The organism is Seinonella peptonophila (assembly GCF_900129355.1).
Lineage (GTDB): Bacteria > Bacillota > Bacilli > Thermoactinomycetales > Thermoactinomycetaceae > Seinonella > Seinonella peptonophila.
Genome location: NZ_FQVL01000002.1, coordinates 344936 through 361036 on the forward strand (window position 1 = coordinate 344936; position 16101 = coordinate 361036).

Genomic DNA, 16101 nt, shown 5'->3' on the forward strand with positions numbered 1-16101 from the left:
ATATTCAACCTCCATTCATGCTACGAATTTATGAATTCAGTTTCCTCTTTTTTAAGAAAAGAGAGATTAATAATAGGAATATAGTGATGATCAGATAAACCAATGCAGTTATCGATACTTTTGTATTTAAAAAATTAAAGATAGGCAATTGATTTAAGGGCCCCATATACCAAATACTCAGGTATATGACTTCAAATAATTTGCTGTTACCAGTGATTACTCCACAAGTTAATGCAAGTGTTGGTATAAAGAAAGTTCCCACTAACCAGACGAATAATCCTGTCATGTCACCTTCCAAAATGCACCGGACAGCAATCCCTGAGCTAATGAAACCAGTAATAACAACACCTGAAAACCAAGTGCTCGGGAATAATTTTGTCATAATGTTAGGTGAAGAGTAGATCAGTTCTTCTGTTTTGTACTTTTTCTCTCGAGTCCCCATTGCTGACCAGATAGATAATGGCCATAGCCAAAGGACTGGCCAGACAACTGTTTTTACAAACGCAAATGGTAAGATGAAACTCAACACAACTAAACCAAGGGCGACTAGATACCACCACCGTAATCCTTGAAGCATTAATTTCAACTCTGCAAACAAAATAGATAGATTTGAGAATTGTTTTTTTACCGGCGTTAAACGAATGATAGAGAATGACACAGTTGATGTAGATGCATCTACCTTATTTTTATCTAAATTATCTTTCTTTCTTTTGTTATTCAGTATTTGACCCTGTTGAAAACGATGAAAAAACAGTGATGTAATGAGTACTAGAATAACAGCGAATAAAATCCATAGAAAACGACCCATTATCAAAGAAAAGTTCCAATGCACACCTTGCCAAATAAAGACATCTGCCTTTTGGTCGATTGTTGTCAAACCATTCGAGAAAAGCCCACTATACTTTGGAAACTTTTCTTGCAACGTTGCTACTATGTCAGTGATTGCAATCCCTTGACCGAATAAATCACTTATTGTTATCAATGAAGTAAGTGAAATGGGTTTAAAACTTGAGAATATAATAAATCCCCAGACAACGAAATATAAAATGTTGCCAATCGTTCCACGTAATAAAGGTATCCCTTCAAATAAAACGGCAATTGCTGCTATTACCGCCATACCTGGAAGAAGCATAAATACAAAAGGAGCAAAATAAGCCCATAGGTGTACATGGTAATCTTCGCCTCTTATTAATTGCATCGCAATCGCTGTAAGCATGGTAATCAACACAATAACGTTTAGGATTGCAAGATTACTTAAAAACTTTGCGAGCAGATACTTGGTTTTGTGAAGTGGAGATGCAGCGATCATTTCCCCTACTTTGGTCTCCAAATCTACTTGTAATGCATTTGATACCACATAAAAACCGATCAAACTAAAGAATATTGATATCGATATCGCAACAGAAGTACCCATCCATGCTGAGTTAAAAAGTCCCACATAATTCTCGCCGAAAATCAAAGTAACATAGCCACCATTTCGTGGCGGGCAAAAAACATAGGCCAATATAATTGTTATAAACACTGTTAGTAGAAAATTAGATCTCCTCACTCTTTCTAAAAAATCAGCATAGGCGATCTGAATAACCGTGTTCATGATGCGACCCTCATGGTTCTTGTTGAAATCTTAAACAGATAGGCATCTTCGAGCGTTGGAGAGACTTTTATTGCATCCATTGTCGGTGTCTCATGGCTGACAACCCTAATTTGCATTCCTTCAGTTCGTCGAATGGTTCCACTAATTAACCATTTTTTCTTTGCTTCAAGCATTTTATCGCTCGGAATGATCATCTCCCATACTTTCCCTTGAATTTCCTCCAACATTGTTTCTGGATCAGTATGTGAAAGTATTTTTCCTTTTTGCATCACAGCTATCTGATTAGCTGTCGATTCAATATCAGACACGATATGCGTGGAAAAAAGCACGATTCTATCACCTGATAAATCAGAGAGTAGGTTTCGAAAACGAACTCTTTCCTCAGGGTCCAAACCTACAGTAGGCTCATCCACAATTAATAGTGCTGGATCATTTAACAATGCTTGGGCAATACCAACACGTTGACGCATCCCACTAGAATAGCCCCCCAATGGTCTTCTAGATGATTCAGTCAAATGAACAAGCTGTAAAAGATCATTGATACGTTTTTTTGCTTGACGACTTGAAATTCCTTTTATTGCGGCCATATATTGTAGAAATTCTACTGCATTTAAATGCGGATACACGCCAAAATCTTGGGGTAGATAACCGAGTACTTTCCGTAATTCGTTAGGATTTTTGGTTACATCCACGCCATTCCATAAAACTTGTCCGTCAGTCGGTTTCATAACTGTAGTCAAAATTCTCATCAATGATGATTTACCAGCTCCATTTGGCCCAAGTAATCCGATTACCCCAGGTTGCAAACACAATGATACTTGATCTACTGCCAAAACATTTCCTTTATATCGTTTTGAAACACGATCGATATGTAGTTCCATTTATTGCCCTCCATCATGTAAGATGTATGATATGTTTTACTTTCTATCAATTGTAAGTGTTAAAAGTAAAATCAAAGTAAAACAGAAACCAAATTTAAATAAAATCTACTAATTGCTGATCAAAAAAAAGAAACTCCATCTGGGGTCTCTTCTTTCATTTGGTGTTTAAAAGGATGGTGTAGATTGAGAAACGAAAAAATTTTATTAGTTGACGATGAGCAAGGGATCTTAGATATATTCAACATTTTACTGAAAAAGGAAGGATTCAAAGAGATTAAAACAGCTACATCGGGTGAAGAAGCATTATCCATTGTAAAAAATTCGAAGTTAGATTTGATCATATTAGATGTATCACTTCCTGACATGGATGGATTTCAATTATGTAGTCAAATTCGTTTATATACACAGATTCCGATTCTATTTGTAAGCGCTCGTTCAAGTGATCTAGATAAGTTAACGGGATTTGGAATAGGTGGAGACGATTATATTACAAAACCATTTCATCCACTTGAAGTAATGGCACGAATCCATGCTCAATTACGTAGACAAAACATATACAAAGCATCCTCTCAGACAAGTGCTACTACGATTTGGGATTATGGATCTTTAATCGTTTATCCAGACGAGGGGCGAATCATCGTCAATGGAGAAGAAATTCCACATACAGCTAAAGAATTTGAATTGCTTACTTTTTTCTGCAAACACCCTAACCGTATATTTACTACAAACCAACTATATGAAACTGTTTGGGGATATTCATATGTAGGCGATGAAAAAACAGTTGTGATGCATATTTCCAAACTGCGCAAAAAAATTGAGTTAAACCCTAAAAAACCGCAGATCATCGTAAATCTAAGGGGCTTAGGCTATAAATTCATACCACCCAGCAGAGGTGACCAATGAGCAAATTACACTTTCGCATAGGGATTCATATCTTCTTTATTGTATCTTTACTATTCACTATGATAGTAGTAATCGGAATTACAAGCATAATCATTATCGACAAAGGAAAAACATTAATTGGCTTGGAAAAAGGACAAGGCGATCTCTTTTTTATGCTTACTTTTTTCTCTGGCATTTTACTTTTTTGTGGTTGGTATGTATGGTTCCTTGGAAAACCACTCATCCATTTAATGTTATGGATTTCCAATTTAGCAAACAATCATTATCAATATCCTTCTGATATGAAGAAATTCTATCAAAGAAACGGAAAACTGAAAATCCATTTCCGCTTATATGAAGATGTTTTTACTCATATGCATAAACTTACACAAGTTTTACAAAAAAACCAAAGAGAACAAGAACGGATCGACCAGCTCAAAAAAGATTGGGGAGCGGGCATTTCACACGATTTAAAAACTCCGCTCACATATATCACCAGCTATTCCTCCATGTACTTGTCTGCTCAATATGTTTGGAGCAACCAAGAGAAGAGAGATTTTGTTCAACGAATTCAACAAAAATCGATGCTTTTAGAGGAACTAATAGATGATCTGAATATATCCTTCCAGTTGGAAGATTCAGAAATCCCATTGAACACAGATACATATAATATCATTGAATTTGTAAGACGTATCATTGTCGATATCGCAAATGATCCACTCTCGAAAGAGCATTGTTTTCAGTTTGAAGTAAAACAAGGTCAGATTGATATAGACTTTGATCCAAAGCTATTAAAACGAATTTTATATAACCTGATTATGAATGCAGTACTACATAATCCTCCTAAAACAACAATCTGTATTCATATCTACCAAGCGGATTGCCTTTATATCACCATTAAAGATAATGGGATAGGCATGAACGAAGAAACAAAGAAGCATTTATTTGATAAATATTACCGAGCGAAAACAACCTTACGCTCAATCAAAGGGACTGGTCTTGGAATGGCGATCTCAAAACAGCTAATCCTTGCACACAATGGAAATATTGAGGTAACCAGTCAGCAGGGACAGGGCACCACCATCTCTATTTCTCTTCCACTGAAACAGTAATAGAACTCTACTAGTAGAATCAAAACCAGCCCTAATCACCCTATATGAAGACAAAACATAAATCATAAGATCATATTATTTGCGTATAAAAAAACTTATCGCACAGATTGTCCCTTTTTAGAATCGTTTTTAAGTTTTACAGTAAATCCATCTAGTAACACGCTTATTCCCAAGTTAAACTCTCGTTCCCAATTTGGACTTGTCATATATGGAGATAATTGTCTCATAAATGGAAAAGAATCTTTTGGCAGAGCTTGATACATTTTATTTGTATCTTCTCCTAATTCCTCAACAGTTTGTCCTTTTCTCTCTATAATCTTTTGAAATCGAACCTCTTCTGAAACAAACCCAAGTATGTAGTTTTTAATCATTGAAGCCATCCAAGGAATATCATCATCATGAAATCCAGCTTTAGATAAAACATGAAATAAGTTTTCAATTTGTTGAAAACGACTATAACTTGTTGATATGGTACTACTGTTAAATATCTCCACAGAATCTCGATAAGCATGTAGTACATCTCTAAAACTCTGTGCCCAGCTTGTAATTACTTCTTTCCATGAAATCTCATCGTCAGACCAAATAATCTTTGAACTAATCTCATCAACGAGTAACTCTAAAAGTTCCTCTTTATTTTTCACATGCCAATATAAGGCTCCTGCTTGTATTCCTAAAGACTCCGCTAACTTTCTCATGGTTAATTGATTAAGTCCAACTTTATCTAACAGTTCTAAAGCTACTATAACAATTCGTCTTTGATCAAGAAGTGGCTCATTCTCTTTTCTTCTTCGTCTAGCCAAAGCTCCAATCTCCTTTTTCTTGACAATCATATCATAATCAAATAATATAACAATGTTCAATTATAATTAAACATAGTTCAATTAATAGGAGACAAATGAATGAAACTACAACATTTAAATCTTTGTGTAACAGACATAACTGAATCACAGAATTTTTTCGAGAATCTTTTCGGCTTTAAAACATTAGCTAGAAGGGGAGAAGCTACTGCTGTTTTGAATGATGATCATGGCTTCACTCTCGTACTAAGCAATCCTAAAGCTTTTGGTAATGAGCCCCCTGAGTATCCGAAAGATTTTCATGTTGGATTTTTTGTAGAAACACCAGATGAAGTTGATCAAATGTACAGACGCCTTCAAGAAGTTGCTGGTATTGAAATAGACAGTGAACCAAGAAATATGAGAGGTGGTTATACCATCTATTTCAGAGCACTGGATGGAATTCTGTTTGAGATCACCTATTTAGATAAGGCGAGTTAGAAACTATATTCATTGATAGAAAACTATCAAAAGAAAAATCGCCTTCTTAAACATGATTTGAGAAGGCGATCTCCATATACTTCATCAACCAGCAGCTTCCTGCTTTTTAAAAAAATGCTTCAATGCATGATAGACTTGACCTTTCTCACGCATCACATAGTACATAAAACGCGGATGATGGATACGGTGAAATGCTTGGAGAATGGCGCTGGAACGGTTGTATTGATATAACTGTCCAGGATACAGCCAAAACAATCTTGAGATCATTAGGATTTATTTATATGGAGAGATATCGTAAATCTAGAGACAAGTGAAACGTCGCTCTGTCTTATCTAAAAGTAGTTTAAGAAGAGCAAAACAGATCTTAAAAGATGTATTCTTTACATCATTTGATCATTGACACTCCACATGTGTGATAACGTCAAATTTTTGGGATGTTCGCATCAGTAAGACGAAAAAAAATCGCCTCCCCCTTTTGCACAGAGAAGGCGATTTTTATTACCCTACTTTTTCCTTCTTCTGAAAAAAATGCTTTAACGCATGATAGACTTGACCTTTCTCACGAATCACATAATGCATAAAACGCGGGTGTTGGATGTGGCGAAATGCTTGTAAGATAGTCGAACTACGATTATATTGGTTCACTTCACCATAGCCAAACATATTCGAACAGTCGATCAGCTCTTTAACAAGTTTCATACAACGTTCATTATCTGAAGTGAGGTTATCTCCATCAGAGAAGTGGAAGGGGTAAATATTATACCGACTTGGCGGATAGCGTTCACCAATGATCTCCAATGCTTTCCTGTAGGCTGAGGAACAAATTGTTCCACCGCTTTCCCCTTTGGTAAAGAATAACTCCTCACTCACCTCTTTTGCTTCAGTATGGTGAGCGATAAAAACAATTTCCACATTTTCATACTTCGTACGAAGAAAGCGAACCATCCAAAAGAAAAAGCTACGTGTGATATATTTTTCAAACACGCCCATACTACCACTTGTGTCCATCATGGCAATGACAACTGCATTTGAATGGGGGACAATCACGTCATCCCATGTCTTAAAGCGTAAATCATCAACTGAGAGTCGAATTTCCTTCTTTTTCCCATGTATTGCATTTCGTTTAATCGCTGTAAGCAGCGTTCTTTTTTTATCGATATTGCCCATTAGGCCTTTTTTTCGAACATCATTAAACATAATTTTTTCAACAGTGATTTCATCTTGCTCTTTTTGTTTCATATGAGGTAGTTCCATCTCTGCGAATAGGATGGATTCAAGCTCTTCAACAGACACTTCAGCCTCATAGTAATCGACCCCAGCTTGGTCACCTGCTCCTTGACCTTTCCCAGGCCCCCGCTGCTTAGTTTGCTCACGTCCGAGTACATCTCCAACCTTACTATTTCCGTCACCTTGACCTACATGCTTACTTTTATTCATATTGTAGCGTAAACGGTATTCTTCCATAGAACGGATGGGGATTTTTACAACCTGCTTACCATCGGACATGATAATACTTTCTTCGCTGACTAAGTCGGGTAAATTTTTGCGAATGGCTTCCTTTACCTTTTCTTGATGACGCATCTGATCTTGATATCCTTTGCGGTGCAGGGACCAATCCTCCTGGGAAACGATAAAAAGGGGGTGCTTCATTTTCATCTTCACCTCCCGTTTTTCGTCTCAAACGGCTAGCGATTGAGCAAGCTACCTACATAACGCAACAACTCGTTTGCACTTGCTGGCGTATAACCATAATCCTCTACCAGCCGGGCAATCACTTCGTTCACCTTTTTGAGCTGGTTTTCATCAGGTGTTTTAGTCGATGTAGTTATTTTTACCACATCTTTCAAATCGGCAAACAATTTTTTCTGAATCGCTTCCCGTAGACGCTCATGACTATTGTAATCGAATCGTTTTCCTTTCCGAGCAAAAGCAGAGATCCGAATCAATATCTCCTCACGAAATGCCTTCTTAGCATTTTCAGAGATACCAATCTGTTCTTCTATAGAACGCATTAATTTTTCATCAGGTTCTAGTTCTTCTCCAGTGATCGGATCACGAATTTTCGACCAGTTACAATAGGCTTCTACGTTATCTAAATAGTTATCAAGTAAGGTTTTAGCCGATTCTTCATATGAATAAACAAATGCTTTCTGGACTTCTTTTTTCGCCAGTTCGTCATATTCTTTGCGGGCAACTGAAATAAAGTGCAGATATTTTTCTCGCTGCTCATCCGTAATTGATGGGTGTTGATCCAATCCATCTTTCAATGACCTCAGGATATCAAGAGCAGTAATATAATCAGCATCTGTTCGAATCAAAGCACTTGAGATTCGATTAATCACATAACGCGGATCAATGCCTGACATTCCTTCATTTAAAAATTCATTCTGCAACTCGTCTATATCGATATCTTTCATTCCTTCTACGACTTCACCATCATAGATGCGCATCTTCTTCAGTAGATCGACACCTTGCTTTTTCGACTCTTTTAACCGCGTTAAGATGGTAAAGATTGCAGCAGCACGCAGTGAATGTGGGGCAATATGCACTTTTACTAGGTCACTTTGTTGGATTAACTTTTCATAGATTCGTTCTTCTTCAGAGACTTTGAGATTATAGGGAACGGGCATAACAATAATCCGAGATTGCAGTGCTTCATTCTTTTTATTTGCGATAAATGAACGGTACTCTGATTCATTTGTATGAGCCACAATTAACTCATCGGCTGAAATCAAAGCAAAGCGCCCTGCTTTAAAATTCCCTTCCTGCGTTAGAGATAACAAATTCCAGAGAAATTTTTCATCACATTTCAACATCTCCTGGAATTCCATCAATCCACGATTCGCCTTATTCAATTCTCCATCAAAACGATAAGCTCGTGGGTCAGATTCAGAGCCGTACTCTGTTATCGTTGCAAAATCGATACTTCCTGTTAAATCAGCAATATCTTGAGATTTGGGATCTGAGGGGCTAAAGGTTCCGATCCCAACACGATCATCTTCAGTCAGCAAAATACGTTCAACGATAGCATTTTCTATCTTTCCATCATATTCATCGCGTAACCGTAGACGACAAGAGGGACAAAGATTACCTTCAATACGAACACCGTATTCTTGTTCAAATTCGGGGCGTAGTTCTTGAGGAATGAGGTTTAATGGTTCTTCATGCATTGGACAGCCTTTAATGGCGTATAATGCGCCTTCATCTGTCCGCGAATATTCTTCTAAACCTTTCTTTAACATGGAGACAATTGTAGATTTCCCGCCACTAACGGGTCCCATTAACAGCAAAATTCGTTTTCGCACATCAAGTCGCCTTGCAGCAGAATGAAAATACTCTTCTACTAACCGCTCAATGGCACGATCTAATCCAAATAACTCTTGGCTAAAAAAGAGGTGTTTTTTTCTTCCTTGCGCATCCTGATCAATTCCAGCTTTTGCAATCATGTTGTAAACTCTTGAATGCGCAGTTTGCGCTACCTGAGGATGATTTTTTACGACTTCCAGATACTCTGCAAATGTTCCTTCCCATTGCAACTTTTGCTCACGGTCACGATACTCGGCAATCCGCTGTAAAATATCCATGGAAGCCTCCTCTCCCTCTGTCCAATCTTACAAACTAGACGCCAGAAACAAATAACTCGGACAAGGACTCAAATAACGATTGAAGCAGGGTAGAAATAAAGGATGTTCCAATATATTATGCTGTAAAAGTTACATTGTTACTTTAATATTATCAGATTTCAGGGAAGAAAGGTAGAAAAACCTTGGGATATTTTTCCCAAGATTTCATCTGATTGGATATAATTTGTCTGAAAGCCCTTCCAACATCATGTATAAAACTGCCCATTATAATAAATCTGGGAAACTAAGTTGACGAAGTGCTTCATAAGAAATAATGGCTACCGAAGTAGCTAGATTTAATGAACGTAATGTTTTCCGCATGGGAATTCGAATAAGCGAATCCTGATGAGCAGTCAATATTTCTACTGGTAACCCCTTAGATTCCTTCCCAAAAACAAAAAAGTCTCCAGGTGCATAATGGAAATCAGTATAAAACTTATCCCCTTTTGTTGTTGCGCAAAAAAATCTACCTGTTGGATAACGATCAACTAATTCTTGGAATGAATCATAATAATGAATGGGCAATTGATGCCAATAATCCATTCCGGCACGCTTTAGTTTTCGATCATCAAGGGTAAAACCGAATGGTCGGATTAAATGTAATGTCGCCCCTGTAACTGCACAGGTGCGGGCAATATTCCCCGTATTTTGTGGAATCTCTGGCTCTACCAGAACAATATGGATCTGGCTTTCGGGTAAAGGATTGGGGATATTCATATATTTTGATCCCCCTTTGTGTTAGTCTTGTTGAAATAGTATATCATGGTGATGATTAAGATGTTGAGGCAATTACCTGACAATATGAAAGAAAGCATACTGAGTCTGCGGAGTCCATGCAGCAGAGTCGGTATACTCCCAATAACGACGGCGACTATTATTGGTATGTGCATTTACAAGTGGTGCTCCTTCAGCATCTTTCATAGTGATGATGACATTATGATCCCATCGCCCATCACCCTCCCAATCATAGCAAATGACATCCCCTAATTGAAGTTCAAACGGACTGGACATTTGACGAACCAATTGTCTGCCCGTACTCTTTTGATGTAGATAATTATAGAGAGAATGAGCAACGGCCCAACTATAGCTCCATGTATGTTTTTTTCCTGACCGACGATACCACCAGCCACGGTTTTGATTTCGGGAAAATTCCATTGGGAAGCCACCAGCTAACAGCGATTGTGATACAAAGTTGGTGCAATCGTTTACAGAGAAGTAAAGGTAATCAGAATTATAGGTGTTCCAATATGTCTCTGCATAAGAGATCGCTTCATCAGGGCGATAGCGACTAATCATAACCTTTTCAGCAGGTTCAATGATCGCGAGTTGTACTAATTGAGAAGTTGCTTTTCCTTGCAGGGGCTGCTCACCTGCTAAAGAAACAATCTCCCATAACCCACGTTCTTTTGCATAGACGAGTTGAATCCACTCTTGCCATGCCTCTTCAAAAACTCGTCCTTGTTGTTGATAGAGATGATGATGTTCAATCTTGGTTAATAAAGTTTTAGGGGTTGTTTGATCTAACGATAATACCCGGGTTTCCGCTTTTAAAGGGGTAATTTGCCTTTTTTTCTGAGTTTTGTGTAGTTGATCACTCCAACACTTTGGCTCTAGCCCTTCAAGCGACTCTCCCCTGTGTAACCAACACTGATCCACTTTTTCTAACCACATTTGTAATGTTCGTAATGCTTCTTGTTCCATCACGCTCACACTCCTCATGCTAAAGCCTATGAGCGAATGAACAGAAATAGACGACTGATTATGCATACTTTAAAGAGATTTATTATCAAGGCAATCGGGCAGGATGATATAAAAAATCGCTTATATTCGTTCCTTTCCATCTAAACCAAAGTTGAGAGATTTCGGTTTATGTTGCTTCATTTTCTTTAATGCTTGCTCAACAGCTGCTGTTAAATCAGGATCTGTTGATCTGGATTGAGTAAAATTACTTGATATCTGATGAATAGATGAATTTTCTAGATTCTTGATCATTGTTAATAAAACAGCTTGTGCACTCATACGACTTGGCTCTCTTTTCATTCTTACTATTAATTCTGTAAGTTCATCTGGAAAGATATCTAACTCTTTTAACTCCTTCTCTTCGTTACTTTTTGAATTTCTAAATCTCCGAAATGCTTCTATCACTTCATCTGATGTCTTTTCTTTTTCAGGAACCAGTCGATAAACATACCATGATTCATATTGTCTTATTTTTCTCCCAAATGCAACTTCGATAAGGTTTACTTTCCCAATCGGCATATAAGTTTTACAGCTAATCCCTGCCTCTTCTCCCCCTTCTCGAATGACACTTGCTTGTGCAGGTGTCATCATGGGTAATCCATTCTGTTCGCATTCATCCAGCTTACGTACCATATGAGAGAGCTTTTTTCGATCAATTGCTTTCCATAAATCAATTTTTTTCAAAGTGCCAGCAAGTTGAAAAAATTGACTTGATTCTAGAGGTACATTTGGCTTGAACGGAACCAAAGCATGATCCCCAGACGGCAGCTTGGTTTGTGTACAATCAGTAATATCTATAAATCCACCTAATGCTGTATAACGGTTTGTTATGTCCATTACACCAAGTCCACTATTGCCCTTGTCCATTTCTAAAGGTAGATAGAGCTTACCGATTGGGTTCGCATGCTCAAATGGTCCTAATCCTTGAATAGCAGACTCCTTTGTTTTAAGAACATAATTTTCCCAAACATATATATAGCGATACTTCACCTTGGCTAGCACAAATATTTCTCGCCCATTTATTTCTTGCTTATCAACGACTACACATCGATCTGCATCAAAAAGATGACGCTTCTCTGGATCTTCCAGGCTCTGTTCCCATAAACGATCCACCTGTTCTTTTACTTTTTCAGAAAAAGGGATTTCAACATCGAGCAGCAAGTGTAAGGGATTTTTACCATTTGTCTTTTCATATTCTAATTCAACTTTCATGTTATCAAGTTCCCTCCATCAAACGGTTTTTCTCAATTACAAACCCTTCGTGCTCAAGTAAAAACTGTTTTCGATCAATCCCACTCCCAAAGCCCACCAGATCCCCATTTGCGCCACAGACGCGATGGCATGGGACAATGATAGGGATCGGGTTTCTATTATTCGCACCACCAATCGCCCGTACTGCTTTTGGATTTCCAATACGCACAGCAATATCTTTATATGAACAAACTTGTCCAAAAGGAATTTGCTGAAGTGCTTCCCATGTACTACGTTGAAATGAAGTGCCTACCATATGCAAAGGTAAATCAAACGTTTTCCGTTTATGAGCAAAGTATTCTTTAACTTGCTGGAGAAAAGGGGCAACTGTTTCCTGGTCATACTCCAAACTACTATCGCTTGGCAATATGTCGAGCAGCTCCTGCTCAATCAATGCCAGTGAAGTCTGGGACGAAAACTGTAATCGATAAAGCCCTTGCGTAGAAACAACAAAAACCAGCCGACTTACTGGCGAGTCCCAAACATCCCATACAAACCGTTCCTGAGCCATTTATACAATTCCCTTCCTATTCATAATAAATTTCTAGTATCAAGCTATCATGGATATACAAGACAAAACATGGAGAAAAGGTGTAAAATTATATATATACACTAGATTTTTAAAGCAGCAGATAAGAAAGTACCCACATGTAGACAAAGTCATCTGATCTGCTCGTGATCATGATGTATGCCGATGCATCGATCTGGACTTGGTAGTGGGGTTTGTCTACAGTATCATGCTATTTCTCATTCTGCTGCTCTAGTGTTTGCAATGCTTGATTAATTTCCTCACGTACAACTTGTTCATCTTCTTCATGCTCGGCTTTCCTTAAAGCCTTCTCTGCTTGACTTCCCCCAATCTCTCCTAACGCCCAAGCAGCCGTTTGGCGGATCACAGGCCGAGGATCATAAGCGAGCAGTTCGGCAAGATCAGGAATAGCCGATTGATCTCGAAAGTGGGCAAGCGCAATAATGGCATTGCGTTGAATTGGTTTTTTCCCACGCCATGAACCCGCCATCTCACAATATTGTTGTCGAAACTCCCGATTGCTCATTTTGAGTAATGGTTTCAACAATGGCTTTACTCTTTCAGGGTCAGGCGCAAAATCTTTTTGGTGTGTAAAAGATAATTTTCGGTTTTTTGGACATACAGTTTGACAAGTATCGCACCCATATAAGCGATTCCCTATTTTTTTACGCCAGGCTGTAGGAATAGACTCTTTTGTTTGTGTTAAAAAAGCGATACAAGCCTTAGCATTTAACTGACCTGGTCCAACAAGTGCGCCGGTTGGACATGCTTCAATACATCGATTACAGTCACCACAGCCATCTTCAATCGGTTGATCAGGTGGAATAGATAGATTTGTCAACATCTCACCTAAGTAAACCCATGAGCCAAATTTGTGAGTAATAATCGAAGTATTTTTCCCACTCCAGCCAATTCCAGCTCGCTGAGCAACGGCTCGATCTGATAAAGCCCCTGTATCGACCATTGACATCAATTCAGCCGTAGGAATCCGTTCTTTGATCCGATTTGCTAATTCGTCTAGTTTTTGTCGTAGCACATGATGGTAGTCTTTTCCCCAAGAAGCTCTTGCAAAAATACCGCGATAGGCACCGGGAGCTGACTGGGGAGGATTTTTCATTCGACTTGGATATGCCAAAGCAATCGCAATAATCGTCTTAACCGAAGGGAGATTCTTACTTGGAGAAGTTCGTAAATCTAGGTCTGATTCTTCAAAACCTGATTCATAACCTAACTCACGATGCTGAACCAATCGTTGGCGCAATTCATCAAATGGATCGGCTGAGGCGAAACCAATTTGATCAATCCCAATATCTGCTGCTTGTTTCATAATCCAGTCCTTCAGCCTTTGCCCTTTCACAGTGATTCTCTCCAATCCCTTGTATTCCTATTGTTTTAACTTCATGACTTCTGCTCTGGCAAGTTCATCACAACGATTGTTTAACTCTACATCACTATGTCCTTTTACTTTGACAAAATTTACTTCATGGGCTTGTACTAAGGCAAGCAACTCTTTCCATAAATCGGGATTTTTCTTAAAACCTTTTTGCTCCCACTTCTTATACCACTTTTGATGAAAACAGTTCACAATATAGGCACTATCTGAATAAATCGTTACTGCACATGGTTCTTTTAATTTTTTTAAGGCCTCGATTACAGCTGTAAGCTCCATCCGATTATTTGTCGTTTCGCTTTCACCGCCTGATATTTCACGACGATGCTGACCATAAAGAAGTACAGCCGCCCATCCACCAATGCCTGGGTTACCTGAGCATGCTCCATCAGTGTATATTTCTACTTTCTTCATTCCTTCACCTAATTCTTGTTTCTTTTAGACTTCATAACATAGCTGAAGTCGCTCCATTCAGAATTGATTTTCTTCTCTTTTTCATATGGGTGTGTTTTATAATTTCAATAAAAATAAATAGGGAGAGATTCAAATGAGTGAATTGCAATATAATATGCTTTTCTCTGATATCGATGGCACATTGATGAATTCAAGAAGGCGCATCAGTGCCAATAACAGAAGAAGTATTAATGAATATCGTAACGCTGGTGGTATCTTTTCTTTAGCCACTGGTCGGAATTATATGCAGACCCACTCTTTAATCCATGAACTAGGAATCAATATTCCTGTTATACTCTGTGATGGAGCCATGCTATATGACCCGATTAGGGAAGAAGAACAGGTTCTTGCGAGCCTCACCCATTTACAAGGAGAGCAGATTTTAGAGGAAGGTCATCTAATAAGCAAAGAAATATATGTTTACTTCGCATGTTATAATCCGATTGATCGAAGCCACCATTTTTATGGTGTTGACGACCTTCCAATCATTCGTCAATTTTGCGCCCAATGGTCATATTCTTTTACGATTTTACCATCCTTTAGAAATATTCCTTCCACTGCTGAGTTGATCACTGCCGTCATCTATATTGCTGATCTTAACGCAACCGAGCCATTTCATGATTGGTATCAAAAGCAACCCGATTTATATGGCACTGCCTATTCAGATCAGTTTATTGAACTATCGGCCGTCCATGCCACAAAAGGGCACGGAATTCGCACTGTCTGTGAACAATTGAACCATCCACTAGATCGTGTAGCAGCGATTGGCGATCATATAAACGATCTTCCAATGGTTGACCTCGTGGGATGTTTCGCTTCATTGGCAAATGGAGAAATGGAAGTAATGGACCGGGCAAATATCCTTGTCCGCAGCAATGACGAAGATGGGTTTTCCGACTTTATCCGTCATCTTCTCAATTTGTAATCTCCAAGAAACGTTCACGAACATTTCTAGAGGGATACAGACAACTTTCTTCCGTCCCAAACAAGCGATAGCGATACTTAGCAAAAATGCGATATCCTAAATCCCGCACGGGACGTGGAATCCAACTTAAATGCTTAAACCATCGCCATCCCCCATCCAAATGACCCAGAATACGCAAAACAGCGGTTGATCTTGTATATATATTTTCATTTTCAATCAAAACAATTGTATCCAAATTCGGATGGGAAATCTGATGTTCAGAAAGCAACTCTTTGGCAATTTCAGATTGTAGAGAAGCAAATCGAAGTACTGATTTTGAGTCTCGTTCAATCAGAAATCGAACCCAGCCACTACAAAAATTGCAAACACCATCAAAGAGCACAATGGGGTGTTTCGTAGAATCATGATGTTTCATCTGACAGACTCCCTTTCCATTCATTGATA

The 16101-nt window shown here is 38.4% G+C and carries 17 protein-coding genes; 4 read left to right on the forward strand and 13 right to left on the reverse strand.

The features are described from left to right. Positions 1–28: 28 nt before the first annotated feature. Both BUB71_RS06115 and BUB71_RS06120 read right to left on the reverse strand, forming a co-directional pair. Positions 29–1594, reverse strand: a complete 1566-nt coding sequence (locus BUB71_RS06115; protein WP_073153910.1) for an ABC transporter permease subunit — start codon at positions 1592–1594, stop codon at positions 29–31. After that, complete coding sequence (locus BUB71_RS06120) at positions 1591–2475, reverse strand: ABC transporter ATP-binding protein (RefSeq protein WP_073153913.1); 885 nt, start codon at positions 2473–2475, stop codon at positions 1591–1593. Before BUB71_RS06120 ends, BUB71_RS06115 begins: the two co-directional genes overlap by 4 nt. A 183-nt stretch (positions 2476–2658) precedes the next feature. On the opposite strand from BUB71_RS06120, the gene BUB71_RS06125 reads away from it, so the two are divergent. Both BUB71_RS06125 and BUB71_RS06130 read left to right on the forward strand, forming a co-directional pair. Continuing rightward, a complete protein-coding gene (locus tag BUB71_RS06125; protein ID WP_073153916.1) occupies positions 2659–3378 on the forward strand; it encodes a response regulator transcription factor in 720 nt (239 codons plus the stop codon). Further along, on the forward strand, positions 3375–4469 hold the full coding sequence (locus tag BUB71_RS06130; RefSeq protein WP_084731168.1) for a sensor histidine kinase: 1095 nt from the start codon (positions 3375–3377) through the stop codon (positions 4467–4469). Before BUB71_RS06125 ends, BUB71_RS06130 begins: the two co-directional genes overlap by 4 nt. A 95-nt stretch (positions 4470–4564) precedes the next feature. Here the strand turns inward: BUB71_RS06130 and BUB71_RS06135 are convergent, their stop codons facing one another. Further along, the gene (locus tag BUB71_RS06135) at positions 4565–5269 is read right to left on the reverse strand and encodes a TetR/AcrR family transcriptional regulator C-terminal domain-containing protein (protein WP_073153919.1); all 705 of its coding nucleotides are present in this window, start codon (positions 5267–5269) and stop codon (positions 4565–4567) included. Positions 5270–5368: 99 nt separating this feature from the next. On the opposite strand from BUB71_RS06135, the gene BUB71_RS06140 reads away from it, so the two are divergent. Then, a complete protein-coding gene (locus tag BUB71_RS06140) occupies positions 5369–5746 on the forward strand; it encodes a VOC family protein (protein ID WP_073153922.1) in 378 nt (125 codons plus the stop codon). An 84-nt stretch (positions 5747–5830) separates the two neighbouring features. Here BUB71_RS06140 and BUB71_RS19475 read toward each other — a convergent pair whose 3' ends face one another. The 9 genes from BUB71_RS19475 to rnhA all read right to left on the reverse strand — a co-directional run bounded on the left by BUB71_RS19475 (position 5831) and on the right by rnhA (position 14693). Then, positions 5831–6001 carry a hypothetical protein gene (locus BUB71_RS19475; protein WP_175552301.1) on the reverse strand — a complete coding sequence of 57 codons (171 nt, stop codon included), beginning with the start codon at positions 5999–6001 and terminating at the stop codon, positions 5831–5833. Between the two features lie 243 nt (positions 6002–6244). Further along, a complete protein-coding gene (gene yhbH, locus BUB71_RS06145; protein WP_073154103.1) occupies positions 6245–7396 on the reverse strand; it encodes a sporulation protein YhbH in 1152 nt (383 codons plus the stop codon). Between the two features lie 35 nt (positions 7397–7431). Then, a complete protein-coding gene (locus BUB71_RS06150; RefSeq protein ID WP_073153925.1) occupies positions 7432–9330 on the reverse strand; it encodes a PrkA family serine protein kinase in 1899 nt (632 codons plus the stop codon). Positions 9331–9594: 264 nt separating this feature from the next. Next, a complete protein-coding gene (locus tag BUB71_RS06155; protein WP_175552302.1) occupies positions 9595–10086 on the reverse strand; it encodes a tRNA (cytidine(34)-2'-O)-methyltransferase in 492 nt (163 codons plus the stop codon). A gap of 72 nt (positions 10087–10158) precedes the next feature. Continuing rightward, on the reverse strand, positions 10159–11070 hold the full coding sequence (locus BUB71_RS06160; protein WP_073153928.1) for an amidase domain-containing protein: 912 nt from the start codon (positions 11068–11070) through the stop codon (positions 10159–10161). A gap of 120 nt (positions 11071–11190) precedes the next feature. Next, positions 11191–12321 carry a hypothetical protein gene (locus BUB71_RS06165; RefSeq protein WP_073153931.1) on the reverse strand — a complete coding sequence of 377 codons (1131 nt, stop codon included), beginning with the start codon at positions 12319–12321 and terminating at the stop codon, positions 11191–11193. 4 nt (positions 12322–12325) lie between these two features. Then, positions 12326–12871: a methylated-DNA--[protein]-cysteine S-methyltransferase gene (locus tag BUB71_RS06170; RefSeq protein WP_073153934.1), complete on the reverse strand. Its 546-nt coding sequence runs from the start codon at positions 12869–12871 to the stop codon at positions 12326–12328. A 229-nt stretch (positions 12872–13100) separates the two neighbouring features. Further along, complete coding sequence (queG, locus tag BUB71_RS06175; RefSeq protein WP_073154105.1) at positions 13101–14216, reverse strand: tRNA epoxyqueuosine(34) reductase QueG; 1116 nt, start codon at positions 14214–14216, stop codon at positions 13101–13103. A 57-nt stretch (positions 14217–14273) separates the two neighbouring features. Beyond that, positions 14274–14693, reverse strand: coding sequence for a ribonuclease HI (gene rnhA, locus BUB71_RS06180; protein ID WP_073153935.1), 420 nt, complete (start codon positions 14691–14693; stop codon positions 14274–14276). Between the two features lie 133 nt (positions 14694–14826). On the opposite strand from rnhA, the gene BUB71_RS06185 reads away from it, so the two are divergent. Then, positions 14827–15657, forward strand: coding sequence for an HAD-IIB family hydrolase (locus tag BUB71_RS06185; protein WP_073153937.1), 831 nt, complete (start codon positions 14827–14829; stop codon positions 15655–15657). On the opposite strand, the gene BUB71_RS06190 is transcribed toward BUB71_RS06185, so the two are convergent. Beyond that, the gene (locus BUB71_RS06190; protein WP_073154106.1) at positions 15647–16072 is read right to left on the reverse strand and encodes a thiol-disulfide oxidoreductase DCC family protein; all 426 of its coding nucleotides are present in this window, start codon (positions 16070–16072) and stop codon (positions 15647–15649) included. The genes BUB71_RS06185 and BUB71_RS06190 overlap by 11 nt on opposite strands. Positions 16073–16101 lie beyond the last annotated feature (29 nt).